Genomic DNA, 13884 nt, shown 5'->3' with positions numbered 1-13884 from the left:
ACCCTTGGCCGCCTGAACAGCGCAGCCAGCTGTCTCAACAACCGGGCGCACTACATTCGCCGCAAGCAGGGTATCTCCGAAAGGTACCGCGGCGAATGCCGAGCCAAACATTCGGAGCCGACCGCTTGGCAAGTTGTGCGCTGGTCGCCGTCACGGTGCTTGCACTCATCGAAGCTGCTGCCATGGCATCATTTCCCCTCATGCCGCTCCGCTCGTGCCAAATGCGCCCATCGCTTCAGCAACCCGATATCGCCTTCCTCAACCTGGGAAGAGTAGCTATCGTCCGTATGTGGCGACGAGATACGCCACGATCGCTTGCACGTCCGATGCCTCGATCGGCGCGCCATAACTGTGTCGCATCTTATTTACCTCGACGGTCCAGAAGGCAGCCGGATCCGGCAGGCCACGCGGTTGAGTGGTGATGTAGTCCGCCGAATGGCAAGCGGTGCAGGCCTGGGCCACATCCTGTCCAGGCCCGGGCGCCAGCTCTGCGGTCTCCTCCGGCAGGTTGTAGCGGATGGGGGCAGCAGCGGCGATGCCGGCGGCCAGGATAATCGCCGTAACGGTGGGGATGCGCATGGCCATTCTCCTCAGGCCGCCGTCACGGCAATGCTCTCGATCACGTTCCGCATATAGCCAGGCGGATTCCAGCGCGGCTCCAGCGGCTGAGTCTCGCCGTTCCGGCCGGTGGCGCGGGACAGCAATCGATGCGGCCCGGCCGGCAGGCTGAGCCGCGCCTCGAAACCGCGGAAGGAGTAGCGGCTCAACTCCTCGCCGAGCTGCGCCTCGACCCAGCGCTGACCGCCGTCGGCCGAGACCTGGACCCGTGCTATGCCCGAGCCGCCATCGAAGGCGAAGCCACGGACAATGAACTCGCGGCCGGCGGCGACCCGACCGCCCTCCGCCGGGCCGGTGATGAAGCTGCGGATGTTGTATCGGCCAATCGGCCGGGTCTTCGGCGCTGCCGTGCCAGCGGGCACGCAGGCGCAGTCGTTGTCCGGGATGCGATAGGCAGAGGTCATCCAGAAGCTGTCGGAGGGTTTGTCGAGCACGGTGATCTCGTGCAGGTGCTTGACCCAGTAGGTGCCGTAATAGCCTGGTACCACCAAGCGCAGAGGATAGCCGTTGAGCACCGGCAGGTCGGCGCCGTTCATCGCCCAGGCCAGCATTACCTCTCCATCGCTTGCATGGTCGAGGGCGAGCGCCTTGGTGAAGTCAGGAGTATCCGGGGCAAGCGGCTCGTCGAGGCCGTTGAAGCTCACCTGCATTGCGGTCGGCAGGATGCCTGCGCGGTCCAACACGGATTTCAGCGCAACGCCGCGCCAGCGCGCGTTGCCCATCAGGCCATTGCCGGCCTGTCCGCCGGCGACACGAGGCTCAAAGAAGCCCCGGCCATTGCCTGAACACTGGTTCACCGCGACCAGCTCCACCGCTGGCATTGCTCGCAACTCCGCCATGGAAAGCGAGAGCGGGCTGCGCACCGCGCCCATCACGCTTAGGCGGAAGGTTTCCGCATCGAGGTCCTGCGGCGGCACGTTGCCAGCGAGATGGTAACGTACAAAGAAGGCGTCGTTCGGAGTGATGATCCCCTCGTTATAGGCGGCGAACGGCGTCTCCAGCTGCGGCGGGCGCGCGGTCAGTCGGATCAGCGGCCGCTTCTGCGGATAGGCCACCAGCGGCCGTTCGCCATTGCCGAAAGGTAGTATTGCCGATTGAGCCCGAGCCAATGCCGGTGCGGTAAGACCGATAGCCGCCGTGCTCCATAGAGCAGCCCGCCTGCTGATGCTGACCATGTGCTTCCTTTCTCCCGGGTTCGATCGAGGATGCTGCGCTTCTGGAGGCATTGGCTGAGCTAAGGCCTTGCCAGGTTCAGGTATGAGCATAACGGGCGAATGCTTAAGCCAACGGGGTTTGCGACAGCCGATCGAGAAAGGCATCTGGCAGAGGGAGCATTCGTCATGGCTTGCTTGCGGAAGGCTGACGGGCGTTGTGGATCGTGCGGAACTCGGCATCCAGCCTGAAACCGTCGCGGTTGGGCATGCGAATGGTGAGCAGGCTCGAGCGGTCGAGAGTCGCGCCGTCCGGCACGAGTCCGTTGAGGTTGAGGATGTAAGCGACAACCGCATAGGTGTCGTCGTCGCTCAGCGTCTGCGGCGCAGGGTAGGGCATGGCACGCCGCACATAGTCGAAGAGCGTCGTGGCATAGGGCCAGAAGCTGCCGACTGTCTTTACCGGATGCGCTGAAGCCAGGCTGCCTTGGCCGCCGGCTAGCCGGTCGGCAATGCCGTCCTGGCCGCGCTCGCCATGGCAGGCGAGGCAGTTGTCCTCAAATACCTGCTGGCCGCGGACGACGCTGCCGCGGCCCGGCGGCAGGCCCGTGCCATCCGGCCGGACATCGATGTCCCAGAGCCGGATCTCATCCGGCGTGGCAGGGCGACCAAAGTCAGCGGCGGAGGCGGCCAGGGCGCAGGTCAGCAGGGCGGCGAGGCCCTGTAGGACCGGTCTATGCCAGGACATTGCGCACTTTCCCTTCGGCGTCGATAGCCCAGGTTTGCTGGGCACTGTAGTGGAAGAGGGCGTTCGTTCCGGTCTGCGCGATGAAGCTCGCCCGGTCGGGCTGCACGTTGCCCTTCTCGTCGGTCGAGCGGCTCACGATCTTGGTCGGGCTGCCATCCCACCGCCAATCGGCTTGAAAGTAGGTCTGAGCCTTGGGCAAGGCGGGGCCGGCAATTGTCGCGTCACGCCACGTCTTCGCGCCGTTGGTGCTGATCTCGACGCGGCTGATGCGGCCATGGCCGCTCCAGGCGAAGCCGGTGATCCGGTTGTAGCCGGGCTTGATCTGCATCATGCCCGAGGGCGAGTTGATGACCGAATTGACGTCCTGGCGAAGTTGGAACTGGCGCGCCGAGCCATCTGCCTGAAGCTGCGTGTAGCGGGCGGTCTCCCAGCGCGTCATGAAGGGACGGTCGCCGAATTTCAGCCGCCGCAGCCACTTGATGTTGAGGTTGCCCTCGAAGCCCGGCAGGAACAGGCGGAGCGGAAAGCCATGGGCGGGGCGCAGCGGCTCGCCGTTCTGGCCATAGGCGAGCATGCCTTCGGCGATGATCTCGTCGGTGAGGGGGATGCTGCGCGCCACGGCGGAGCCGTCGCCGCCCTCGGCCAGCATCCAGGTCGCGGCCGGGTCGGCGCCGACGAGGTCGAGCAGGAAGGCGAGGGGGACCCCACTCCACTCATTCGTGCTGATAAGGCCATGGGTGTTCTGCACCGTCACGTCGGGCGCGGCCTCCTTCCAATTCTCCCAGCCATTGCCGGTGCACTCGAGGAAGGCGACGCGCGAGGTCGAGGGCATCGCGCGTATGTCCTCCATGGTGAAGACGAGGTTCCGCTTGACCATGCCGTGGACGAGGAGGCGGTGCTGCGCCGGGTCGATATCGGGCACGCCAGAATGGCTGCGCTCGTAATGCAAGTCGGCGGGCGTGATGGTGCCAACGAGACGGTCAAGCGGCGTTTTGGAGTTGATGGCCTCACTTGGGTCCAGGTGCCGGCGGCCCGGGCCGGCTTCCGGGATGCGGCTGATATGCACGAAGCTGGAGCGCTTGCTGAAAGCCGAGAGCGGCTCGCCAGGGCCGCGCGGTGGCACGTCGGCCAAGCTATCGGCGGCTGCCCGTTCCGCGGCGGCGATGCTGGCGACGCCGACGGCGCCGGACAGGATGCTGCGCCGCGAGCGACTGGCGGGACCGCGGTCCCTGCTACTTTCCCTCGGGGTCGGAGTCATGATCTGGCCTCTTGCATGGGACGGAGGGCGGATGGCCGGGCTGGCCTAGCGTTGGACGGCGGCGGTGAGCAGGGCTTCGGCGCCCGCGAGCTTGCCAACCATGCCGGCGGGGAGCCCGTGCCGGCCTTCGAGCGCCGCGGCCGGGGTGTAGACGATGAGGACCTGGCCGCCGCCCTCCTCGCGCACCAGGATTTTCAAAGGCAGTTCCAATGCGAAATCCGGGGCGGCGAGCATCAGCGGGGTTCCGCCGCGCGGATTGCCGTAGACGAGGAGCGTGGTCGGCGGCATGTCGAGGCCCACTGACCGCGCCGCCTCGCGCTGGTCGATCGTGGCGAAGATGGTAAAGCCGTGGCCTTCAAGCTTGGCACGTAACCGCTGGAGGGTCTCGGCGAAGGAATAGGCGCTGTCGAGCCGCTTGATATCAGTCATCCCCGCCTCCGCTGCACCAGCTGACGCCATCGTCAAAAAGTGAAATATCGAATGAAAATGGATATGTTTCTGCTTGCATGCAGCAGGTGCTTCCCTGCCAAAAACCCCGAATCGTTTGACTCCCAAACTTGGCAGAGAGCTAAGGTGCGAATGCTGAATCTCCGAAGAGGAAAAGAAAGTTCAGCGATTCCGTCATCGTCGGATGTGCAAAGATAGTATCGCGTAGAGCGGTGGCGCCAAGCCCGCCGGTCATTGCTGTTTGCACCACCGACATCACCTCGCCTGCCCGCGGGCCCAACATGGCGAAGCCATGAAGTTGGTCGTCCGTTGACACTACTGCTTTCATAAAGCCCTGGCGCTGGGAAAGAGTTCGTGCCCTCGGCACAGCAGCCATCGGGAAGCGTACGATACGATGGGGGATGCCCTTCCGCTTCGCCTCCTCCTCGGATAATCCAACCCGCGCAAATTCGGGATCAATAAACAGGCAAGACGGAACCAAGCGATCTGCGGTTGTGTACGCACCACCCTCGATGCCAGCCTTGGCCACGCGGTAGTCATCGAGCGAGACGTGGGTAAACATTGGGCTGCCTGCGGCCTCGCCCAGCGCCCAGATGGCCTCTGCCGTGGTCTGAAGCCGCTCGTCTACCTGAACGAAGCCTTTCGCGTCCAGCTCGACGCCAGCAATGTCAAGGCCGATACCATCCGTTCTCGGCCGGCGGCCAGCAGCGACGAGAAGATGCGACCCCTCCACCCAGCATCCGTCTTCAAGGCGCACGGAAACACGGTCTCCAGACCGCCCTCCAACCTGCATAGTCCGCGATCCGATCAACACCTCCACGCCATCCTCTTCGAGGATGGCCTGAATGCCCTCCCCAAAATCGGGATCCTCGCGTGCGACAAGCTGCGAGCTCCTCTCGAGCAGGACGACTTCGCTACCCAACCGCCGGAAGGCTTGTGCCATTTCCAAGCCAACGTAACCGCCGCCAAGGACAATCAAGCGTTGTGGCAACACATCGAGCTTGAGCGCCGAAACATGCGTTAAAGGCGCAGCTTCAGCTAAACCCGGTATCGGCGGGATTGCAGCCTCGGTGCCAAGGTTCAAGTAGATTCGCTCACCCGAGAGATGGCGGGGACCGTGTTCCGTTGCTACCTCCACAACCCGCGGCTCAACGAATCGACCGCGGCCGAGCACGAGCTTGAGGCCGCTTGCGTCAAAAGCTTGGCGATTGGCCTGCACCAAGCCATCGACGATGTCGGCTGTCCGGGCTGCGATGCGGGTCATGTTACGGGTGGCCCCGGACAGGAATGTGCCGAACTCCGCAGCATGAGCCGTGAGCGCCGCAATCTCGGCGCTGCGGATCAAGGATTTGCTTGGAATGCAGGCTACGTTGATGCAGGAGCCCCCGATCATCCCTATTTCGACCATGGCGACGCGCTTACCTGCTCGCGCCTGATCCATGGCCAATACCTTGCCGCCAATGCCACCGCCGAAGACGAGGATGTCGTAATGCTCGGTTGTCGACATGGGGGTGTCGTCTCCACTACGTTGCATTGCAGGCACCACTGCCATCTCCCAGCCGCTAGGAGGCGCTGTAGCAACCGCAGGGTTAGATGACGAATTGGATGCGATCGGGTGTATCCGGTCGCGGAGAGGACTGAGCAATGCTCAATGTAGCGCTGGATAGCCCTGCACATAAATCCAGTCGCTTGACTGTGCCGGCACATGGCAGGCCAAGCATTCCGCACGGAATTCCTTGGTACTGGTTATATTTGGGTTGTCGGCGTCGAACCACGCCCAGCCCCAGCCCTCACCCCACAACGGGTCATCGCGGTACCGACCACGGGCATCTTTCACCATAACGAACCAGCCTCGGAGACGGCCGGCGCGACTAACGCGGCCTGTCGTCATGTCCTCGGTTTCGGTCTCGCGTACCTCTTTGACCAACACCGTTCCGTCGGGGAAGTGGCTCGTGTTGCGGTAAGCCGGGATGACGCCAGGCGAGGCGTAAACGGTGTGAAGCTCCTTCGCGCCCTCGCCAGCATCGGCCGCCACCGCGAATGTGCCTAGGAACTGGAAAGCCGTGCGGTAATTAGCGGGCACTCGTAGCCGCGTCTGGAGGTCGTTGGCCGATCGCTCCTGCGCCATACTCGGTGTCGGTAGCCAGCCAATGGCGGCAACCACGCCGGAGGCTGCCATGAGCGCCAAGGGAACAGCCGTCGCAACCACCATGACGTGCCGCTTCCGCATGCTATCCACTCCTGAACACAGGTTTTCGAAGCCGGCCACGGAGACCACACTCGGCCATTCGAAGGCGCCCGCAGGCCATGTGAGCCGGTGAGAAGGCGGATGGACGTTGTGCTTCGGCTGAGAAGAACACGCTTGCGACCAACTCGCTGATTTTGTCGGGCTGGCCCAGCAAACTGACTGAGGGTCACACTCCGGCATAGACGAGCTTGGTGAAGGACACGGAACTCACGATCCCTTGGCCCCATTCGGAGTCAAAGGTGGCGGTCGGCGCCGCGGCTAGGGTATCTTCCAGGGTGCGACCTTGTCGCTTGAGTATCGCAACCCTCTCACGAACAAGCCACCAGCATATTGTGGTAGTTTCTGAGTTCCGACCTGTTGCTGGCTGGATCGCCATGGCCAGGCACGATGACTGTTGCGCTAGTCGTGTTTGCAATTATGGCATCGACCGCCCGGATCGTCCCGTCGATGCTTCCTCCCGTCGAGTAATCGATGAATGGATAAGATCTCCAATATATGTCGCCAGCATGGAGAACATCGGCTTCACCGAAATGTACCGACAGGTCGCCATCAGTGTGTGCGGGCCCATAGTGCTTCAGCCCAAGAGTATTTCCACTTAGCGTAAGCGTCCGATCGACAGCTATTACCTCTGTCGGGACTGCACCCACTGCCGAAGCCGGGAAATTGAAATCCCAATCCTCAACCCGTGTGGCCTCGGCGAGGTGCTTACGGGTATTCTCGTGGGCAATGAGGGTGGCGCCTTGCTGGTGAAACCATTCGTTGCCGTCAGCATGGTCGAAGTGCCAGTGGGTGTTGACAAGGTGTGTGACCGGTCCTTGGCCAAGCTGAGCAAGCGCTTCGCTGATTTTCGGACGAGATGCTGTGATCCCGGCATCCACGAGGATTTTGCCGTCAGCTCCTGTGGCCACAACGATATTGCCGCCAGATCCAACGAGTACGCTGATGTTGCGGCCCAGCTTGTGTGCTTTAATCGGTGCGTTCGCTGCTTCAGCGCGCATCATGTCAACGACATTGCGCGCCTGCGCAAAAGCTTTTCGCGGCGTGGGCGAGACGCCATTCGCTACCAGCACCGCTGACGCGCAGCAAAGGCAGAAGCCGCGGCGCGAGAAATCTTGTCGAGAAACGGTACGCATCAGGCGCGGCTCCACATGTTCTTGGTCCAGCAGTCGGCGGTCGGCGGAACTCAGTCGTGGCGGCCAAATCTTTGTCTGTGTACCTGAACCTAGGAGGCTCCGAGAAAGGCCAGCAGGTCCTCGTTGAGCCGGTCCCTCATCGTTGTGGCGAGGCCATGCGGCGCGCCCTGGTACACCGTCAGCGTGGCGGCGCGGATCATCGTCGATGACCGCAGGGCCGCGGCCTGGATCGGCACGATCTGGTCGTCGTCGCCATGCAGCACGAGCGTCGGCACGTCGAACCGCTTGAGGTCCTCGGTGGTGTCGGTCTCCGAAAAGGCCTTGATGCAGAAGTAGGAGGCCGGGAATCCGGCCATCATGGACTGCCGCCAGAAATCATCCCGCACGCCTTGCGAGACCGTCGCCCCGGGCCGGTTGTAGCCGTAGAAGGGCAGGCTCAGCTCCTTCCAGAACGCCGAGCGGTCGGCCGCCACGGAGGCGCGCAGCCGGTCGAAGGCCTCGATCGGGGTGCCGAGAGGGTTGGCCGGCGTCTTGAGCATCAGCGGCGGGATGGCGCTGATCAGCACCGCCTTGGCCACACGGCCGGTGCCGTGGCGCCCGATATAGCGCGCCACCTCGCCGCCGCCGGTGGAGTGGCCGACATGCACCGCGTCACGCAGGTCGAGCGCCTTCACGAGCGCGGCGAGGTCATCGGCGTAGGTGCTGAGGTCGTTGCCGTTCCACGGCTGGCCGGAGCGGCCATGGCCGCGGCGGTCGTGGGCGATGCAGCGGTAGCCGCGCGAGGCCAGGTAGAACATCTGGTCTTCGAACGCATCCGCGGTCAGCGGCCAGCCATGGCTGAAGACCACCGGCTGCCCGAAGCCCCAATCCTTGTAGTAGATCTCGGTGCCGTCCTCGACGGTGATGGTCGGCATGGTGGTATCCTTGGATGTGGATTGGGGGAGCGATCCGCCCCTGGCAGGCGCATGCAATTGTTCAGGGAAGCCTGACCCTGCAGTTGAGATGGCTACAGACCCCGCAAACCAACACGCTGCGTTTGCCCTCGCGGGCCAAATACCCAGCGTCCGTCTGCGCCTACGCTTATGGCGGCCTCCGTGACCTGACAGAGATGACCGTACCGGTGAAGCCAGACCGAATCCTTGGGACGTTGCTGAATAAGGCTGAATCGCAAAGGGATACCGGTACTCCCATCGATCAGAACCTCGGGGGCGTCGCCGAACAAGTTGATCCCGACACCTATGCGTGACGTTGCACGTACGAAGAACCTGGGAAACTCTGAAGAAAGCTGAAGCGGGTCCATAACGTGCCGGAGCAAGGGTCGGTATATACCTGTGGTCGTGTTGAAGTCGATTTGAAGCGCCGAGAGCTCCGCGTGCTTGGCGCTCGAGCTGCGGTGGGCGACCGTGCCTTCGCCATTATCGAAGCACTGCTCAATTCGCATGGCGAACTGGTTACCAAAGATGCGCTTATGGGACGTATCTGGCCCGGCGTTTTGGTTGAGGAGAACACGCTCGACGTCCACCTTTCGGCATTGCGCAAGGCGCTCGGACCCGACCGCCAGCTGCTCAAAACCGCCTATGGACGCGGTTACCGGCTCCTCGGCACCTGGTCTGTGAGTAGCAATGGTGGAGCTTCAAACACCGCCGTGCCGAAAGCCGCCTCGCGCCAATCGCGCATCAATTTGCCAGTTGCCTCGTCGGCGTTAATTGGACGCGCTGAGGCTGTCCAAAATCTTTGCGACCTGCTTTCGGCATACCGCGCTGTCACGCTTACCGGCGTTGGCGGCATTGGTAAAACGCGCTTGGCCCTGGAGGTCGCGCAGAAGCTTTCCGCCAACTTCGCTGGAAGTATCTGCTTCGTTGAACTTGCAACACTGTCCGACCCCGCTCTGATACCGTCCGCCACAGCACGGGTGCTGGGACTGCGGCTTAGTGGGGGCGAGCATTCGGCCGAATCCGTCGCGAGTGCGATTGCGCAGGAACCGACCCTGCTGATCCTCGACAACTGCGAGCATCTTGTGGATGCCGCTGCAGCGCTGGCGGAGGCGGTGCTGCGGCTCTGCCCTGGGACCACCCTGCTGGCGACGAGCCGCGAGATGCTGCGGGTGGATGGCGAGTATGTCTACCGCCTGTCGCCGCTCGACGTGCCGCCGCTTGGCGAAGAAGACCCGGACAGGTTGCTCGCCTGCAGCGCGGCCGAGTTGTTCGTCGCACGTGCGCAGGCCCATGGCGCGGCGGTTCCGGCTAGTCGTGAAGACGCGCGAGCCATCGCCGTAATTTGCCGCCAGCTGGATGGGATCCCGCTGGCGATTGAGTTTGCCGCCTCGCGCGCCGCAACCATTGGGGTCAGCCAAGTCGCTGCTGGGCTGATCGATCGCTTCAACCTTCTCACTGTTGGCCGACGCACCGCGCTCGCACGCCACCGGACGCTGCGTGCTGTGCTCGACTGGAGCTTTGACTTGTTGCCGGAGGACGAGGCAGCGACGCTGCGCCGCCTTGCAGTCTTCGTTGGCGAGTTTCCGCTGGACGCTGCGCTGGCCGTGGCAGCCGATCTGCCTCGGCCGCAGCTAGTTGAATGTATCGGCAGCTTGGTGACGAAGTCTCTTGTTGTCGTCGACTTGCGTGACGATACCCCATTTTACCACCTCTTGGAAACTGTTCGTCTTTATGCATTGGAGAAGTTGCGAGCCGCAGGCGGCTACGACGTGGCAGCACGGCGCCACGCCGAACACTACCGCGCCTTGTCAGCTCGGGCCGACGCAGATCATGGCTTTCGGGCAGAGGCGGAGTGGCTGGCGCTACATGGTCGACACCTTGATAACTGGCGTGCCGCAATGGACTGGGCCTTCTCAGCCAAGGGCGATGCCGCGATCGGCGTGGCGCTTGTAATCGGTGCACTGCCGATCTGGCTGTCACTGTCGCTGGTAACGGAGTGTCGTAGGCGTGTCGAGCAAGCGCTGACGCTCGCGCAGGAGAGCGCCGATGCGCACGCGGTGTTGCGGCTATCTGCCGCGCGGGCAGTTGCCCTGTTTTACACCGAAAAGGGTGCCGGGGCCGAGGTTGTGGCGGCCTGGACGGAGGTGTTGCGCCTGGCGACGCAGCTGGACGATATCGATCAACAATTGTGGGCACGCTGGGGCCTCTGGAACCATCAGCTTAATCAGGGTGCCTATCGAACGGCACTTATTTCGGCCAAGCGTTTTTGTGAACTTGCCTCCAGCCCCAACGATTATGTTACGGGAGTCCGCATGATGGGCGTCACGTTGCATTTCCTGGGTGAGCAGATGGCGGCCCAACGCCACCTGGAGAGCGTGCAGACTCGCGCAGTGCAGGCGCCGGCACGGTCCATGATCCGCGCACAGTACGATCAACGGCTGGCGGCGCGTTGCTATCTGCCGCGTATTCTTTGGCTGCAAGGCAAGCCGGACACCGCACTTCGCGCGGCGCATGCGGTGGTGCACGACGCACGCGAATCCGGACATAATTTGGCTTTCGCCCTAGCTCTTGTGCAGGCCGGATGTCCAGTCGCGCTGCTGACTGGCGATCTCGCTGTGGCGGAGGGCTTTGTCACAGTATTGTTGGAGAAGGCAACGGAGCACAGCCTTGGCTTTTGGCGCGCTGAGGGGCGCTGCTACGCCGGAATTTTGCAAGTGACCCGGGGCGATGTCGCAGCGGGGGTGAAGGAGTTCCGCGACGCGGTTCAACACCTAGTGTCTTACGGTACAGGTATGAACATCACCGGATATCTTACCGGCATGGCTGGCGCACTGGCTGGTGTCGCGCCGGTTGCTCCGAGCGCGGCGATAGGTGCGGCGATGGTGGATGAGGCGATCGGACGCGCTCTCCGGAATGAAGAAGCGTGGTGTATGCCGGAGCTGTTGCGGCTGCGTGGTGAGTTTCGGATTGCCGCCACCCTGGAAGACACCGATGCACCGGAAGCGGATTTCGTCACAGCGCTTGACTTGGCGCAGCAGCAAGGTGCTCTAGCCTGGGAGCTGCGTGTAGCCGCCAGCTTGGCACAGTTTATGGGAAGCCGCGGCCGCCCAATTGAAGCACGGGCCATCTTGGCGTCGGTGTATGCCCGATTTACTGAGGGACTTGGCACCGATGACTTGTTGCGCGCTCGCAAAATTCTTAGCAACCTGCTTTGACAGTTACGGTGAAAACGCGGTGCTCGGGAGAGCACGTCAGGTCCGCGAGTGGCAGCCTGCCACCCGGTTATGATTGCGACAAGGAATAACAGCGACGGATCCAGGGGTATGACGGATGGTCTTGCGAAGAGAGCTGTTGCGGCGTGCCGCGACGTTGACGGGTTCCGGCCTAGCGACGGCGGCGCTGTCAAAGCAGGTTGGTAAGCAGGGCACGCTTCGCTTCGTGCCGCAAGCCGCTCTTACCCTGCTCGATCCGGTCTTCTCGCTGCCAGGCGTCACCACGACACATGGATATTGCGTGTTCGATACCCTTTATGGGGTGGACGGCCAACTGCGTCCGCATCCACAGATGGCAAAAGGCCATGAAGTCTACAATAACGGATTAATCTGGCATATCCATTTGCGGGAAGGCCTGCGCTTCCATGACGGTGAGCCCGTCCGTGCAGTCGATTGTGCAGCCAGCCTCCGGCGCTGGAGCGTGCGCGACAGCTTCGGCCAAGCCCTTGCTGCTTCCCTCGAGAGCTTCGATGCTGTGAGTGACGACACGCTTCGCATCCGCCTCACGCGCCCTTTCCCACGCTTGCTAGAGGCAATCGGTAAACCGCACTCGTCGCCAGCCTTCATCATGCCGGAGAGGCTCGCCCGCACTGCACCCGATGTACCGGTGCCAGAGATGGTCGGATCGGGACCTTGGCGATTCATCTCTGACGAGTACCTGTCCGGCAGCCGTGTCGTATACGCACGCTTCGACGGTTATGTGCCGCGCCCCGAGCCCGCTGATTGGACCTCGGGCGGCAAGCGCGTACTGTTCGAGCGAATGGAATGGACAGTCATCCCCGACCCCGCAACCGCTGCCGCCGCGTTGCAGGTTGGCGATGTGGATTGGTGGGAACATGTCCATGCCGACCTTGCGCTGTCCCTAGCGCAGCAACATGCGATACGTGTGGCTCGCAGCGATCCATACGGTGTCGTAGCCATGGCGCGATTTAACCATCTGCACCCACCTTTCGACAACGCTGCGCTGCGCCGCGCCGTCCTCGAGGCAATCAATCAGCCTGATTTCATGCAGGCGATTGCTGGCGCTGACCCCCAAGGTTGGCGGGAGTGCCATTCGCTGTTTCCTTGCGGTATGCCGGGTGTAGCGGAGCCGGTTGGGCTAGGTCCACGCACGCCGCGCGACCTCGATACCGCCGTCGCAGCGGTTCGCGCTTCAGGCTACCGCGGCGAGCGCGCGGTCTTGATTAACCCGACGGACCTTCCGGCAGTCCGACCACATGGACAGCTGCTAGCAGATCTGTTGACGCGCATCGGAATTCGGACCGAACTGCAGGAGATGGATTGGGGCTCAGTGCTGCGGCGCCGCGCCTCTCGTCAGCCGGTGGAACGAGGCGGCTGGAGCTTGGCCTGCACAAACTGGCCCGGCGTAGCGATAGCTAACCCAGCCATGAACGCAGCGGTGCGTGGTCAGGGTATGGCGGGTTGGCCCGGTTGGTTTGAAAGCCCGAACATTGAGCGCCTGACCCAAGACTGGTTGGCGGCGTCGACGCCGGACGAAGAGCGGGCCATTTTGGATTTGATACAGCGCGCCGCCTCCGAAGAGGTACCAACACTGCCGCTCGGCCAGTTTTTTCATCGGCACGCTCATCGCGCCACCTTGGGCGGAATTTTGCCGGGCTCCGTCGCCTATTTTTGGGGCGTGCACCGTTTGTGAGAGCAGAAGTGCCATGCCCTGCCGCACAACCCCCAAGGTTGCACTGGAATGAAATCCGACCGACTTTCGACGCAAATTCATAGGTTAGCGGAGAGTTGGCTATAGCTTGGCGTGCCCAAATAAACTTGCCGGAGCGTCGCGCAGGCGATCTCAGCTGGGAAAGCCAAGATTGCGTTTCGGCCAACCCTGATTGTTGGATAAGGGTCGTTATGGAAATCCCGCTGCACGGGAGCATAATCCTCTCGCCATGGCACAGGCGAATAGGCATCCGCTCTTTGCGGCAACATCTCGTTAAAACGTTTGATGCGTTGGTCTCCTTGAATTGTGGCAAGCTTTGTACTGCTTGCGGCAAGCGCGCATTATCTCATGTGTGGATGCCCCCTGCGGGTCAAGGCGGATCTGCAGCGCTGGCACCGAGAG

General features: G+C 62.7%; 12 protein-coding genes. 3 read left to right on the top strand and 9 right to left on the bottom strand.

The window, feature by feature from the left end:
• Positions 1-276: 276 nt before the first annotated feature.
• The 9 genes from sorB to AC5JJ1_RS28345 all read right to left on the bottom strand — a co-directional run bounded on the left by sorB (position 277) and on the right by AC5JJ1_RS28345 (position 8517).
• A complete protein-coding gene (gene sorB, locus AC5JJ1_RS28385) occupies positions 277-579 on the bottom strand; it encodes a SorB family sulfite dehydrogenase c-type cytochrome subunit (protein ID WP_495788477.1) in 303 nt (100 codons plus the stop codon).
• An 11-nt stretch (positions 580-590) separates the two neighbouring features.
• Positions 591-1793, bottom strand: a complete 1203-nt coding sequence (gene sorA, locus AC5JJ1_RS28380; RefSeq protein ID WP_495788476.1) for a SorA family sulfite dehydrogenase catalytic subunit — start codon at positions 1791-1793, stop codon at positions 591-593.
• 163 nt (positions 1794-1956) lie between these two features.
• Positions 1957-2517 carry a c-type cytochrome gene (locus tag AC5JJ1_RS28375; protein WP_495788475.1) on the bottom strand — a complete coding sequence of 187 codons (561 nt, stop codon included), beginning with the start codon at positions 2515-2517 and terminating at the stop codon, positions 1957-1959.
• Entirely contained in the window at positions 2504-3775 is a 1272-nt protein-coding gene (gene soxC, locus AC5JJ1_RS28370) for a sulfite dehydrogenase (protein WP_495788474.1), read from the bottom strand. Before soxC ends, AC5JJ1_RS28375 begins: the two co-directional genes overlap by 14 nt.
• Positions 3776-3820: 45 nt before the next feature.
• Complete coding sequence (locus AC5JJ1_RS28365; protein WP_495788473.1) at positions 3821-4204, bottom strand: DUF302 domain-containing protein; 384 nt, start codon at positions 4202-4204, stop codon at positions 3821-3823.
• A 139-nt stretch (positions 4205-4343) separates the two neighbouring features.
• On the bottom strand, positions 4344-5729 hold the full coding sequence (locus tag AC5JJ1_RS28360; RefSeq protein WP_495788472.1) for a dihydrolipoyl dehydrogenase family protein: 1386 nt from the start codon (positions 5727-5729) through the stop codon (positions 4344-4346).
• A gap of 141 nt (positions 5730-5870) precedes the next feature.
• Positions 5871-6452, bottom strand: coding sequence for a cytochrome P460 family protein (locus tag AC5JJ1_RS28355; RefSeq protein ID WP_495788471.1), 582 nt, complete (start codon positions 6450-6452; stop codon positions 5871-5873).
• Positions 6453-6778: 326 nt separating this feature from the next.
• Positions 6779-7603, bottom strand: a complete 825-nt coding sequence (locus AC5JJ1_RS28350; protein WP_495788470.1) for an MBL fold metallo-hydrolase — start codon at positions 7601-7603, stop codon at positions 6779-6781.
• Between the two features lie 89 nt (positions 7604-7692).
• Positions 7693-8517, bottom strand: coding sequence for an alpha/beta fold hydrolase (locus tag AC5JJ1_RS28345; protein WP_495788469.1), 825 nt, complete (start codon positions 8515-8517; stop codon positions 7693-7695).
• Between the two features lie 14 nt (positions 8518-8531).
• Between AC5JJ1_RS28345 and AC5JJ1_RS28340 the strand changes: the two genes are divergently transcribed.
• The 3 genes from AC5JJ1_RS28340 (at position 8532) to AC5JJ1_RS28330 (ending at position 13464) form a co-directional block, all read left to right on the top strand.
• On the top strand, positions 8532-8849 hold the full coding sequence (locus tag AC5JJ1_RS28340; RefSeq protein WP_495788468.1) for a hypothetical protein: 318 nt from the start codon (positions 8532-8534) through the stop codon (positions 8847-8849).
• 147 nt (positions 8850-8996) lie between these two features.
• The gene (locus AC5JJ1_RS28335) at positions 8997-11753 is read left to right on the top strand and encodes an ATP-binding protein (RefSeq protein WP_495788467.1); all 2757 of its coding nucleotides are present in this window, start codon (positions 8997-8999) and stop codon (positions 11751-11753) included.
• 115 nt (positions 11754-11868) lie between these two features.
• Positions 11869-13464, top strand: coding sequence for an ABC transporter substrate-binding protein (locus AC5JJ1_RS28330; RefSeq protein WP_495788466.1), 1596 nt, complete (start codon positions 11869-11871; stop codon positions 13462-13464).
• Positions 13465-13884 lie beyond the last annotated feature (420 nt).

Source organism: Belnapia sp., assembly GCF_059504005.1.
The sequence above is the reverse complement of the archived record's forward strand: the minus strand, read 5'-3'. Positions and strand labels throughout refer to the sequence as shown.

Bases quoted from the DNA above. Each gene is read 5' to 3' on its own strand.
- sorB (WP_495788477.1), bottom strand. From the start codon at position 579: ATGCGCATCCCCACCGTTACGGCGATTATCCTGGCCGCCGGCATCGCC.
- sorA (WP_495788476.1), bottom strand. From the start codon at position 1,793: ATGGTCAGCATCAGCAGGCGGGCTGCTCTATGGAGCACGGCGGCTATC.
- AC5JJ1_RS28375 (WP_495788475.1), bottom strand. From the start codon at position 2,517: ATGTCCTGGCATAGACCGGTCCTACAGGGCCTCGCCGCCCTGCTGACC.
- soxC (WP_495788474.1), bottom strand. From the start codon at position 3,775: ATGACTCCGACCCCGAGGGAAAGTAGCAGGGACCGCGGTCCCGCCAGT.
- AC5JJ1_RS28365 (WP_495788473.1), bottom strand. From the start codon at position 4,204: ATGACTGATATCAAGCGGCTCGACAGCGCCTATTCCTTCGCCGAGACC.
- AC5JJ1_RS28360 (WP_495788472.1), bottom strand. From the start codon at position 5,729: ATGTCGACAACCGAGCATTACGACATCCTCGTCTTCGGCGGTGGCATT.
- AC5JJ1_RS28355 (WP_495788471.1), bottom strand. From the start codon at position 6,452: ATGCGGAAGCGGCACGTCATGGTGGTTGCGACGGCTGTTCCCTTGGCG.
- AC5JJ1_RS28350 (WP_495788470.1), bottom strand. From the start codon at position 7,603: ATGCGTACCGTTTCTCGACAAGATTTCTCGCGCCGCGGCTTCTGCCTT.
- AC5JJ1_RS28345 (WP_495788469.1), bottom strand. From the start codon at position 8,517: ATGCCGACCATCACCGTCGAGGACGGCACCGAGATCTACTACAAGGAT.
- AC5JJ1_RS28340 (WP_495788468.1), top strand. From the start codon at position 8,532: ATGTGGATTGGGGGAGCGATCCGCCCCTGGCAGGCGCATGCAATTGTT.
- AC5JJ1_RS28330 (WP_495788466.1), top strand. From the start codon at position 11,869: ATGGTCTTGCGAAGAGAGCTGTTGCGGCGTGCCGCGACGTTGACGGGT.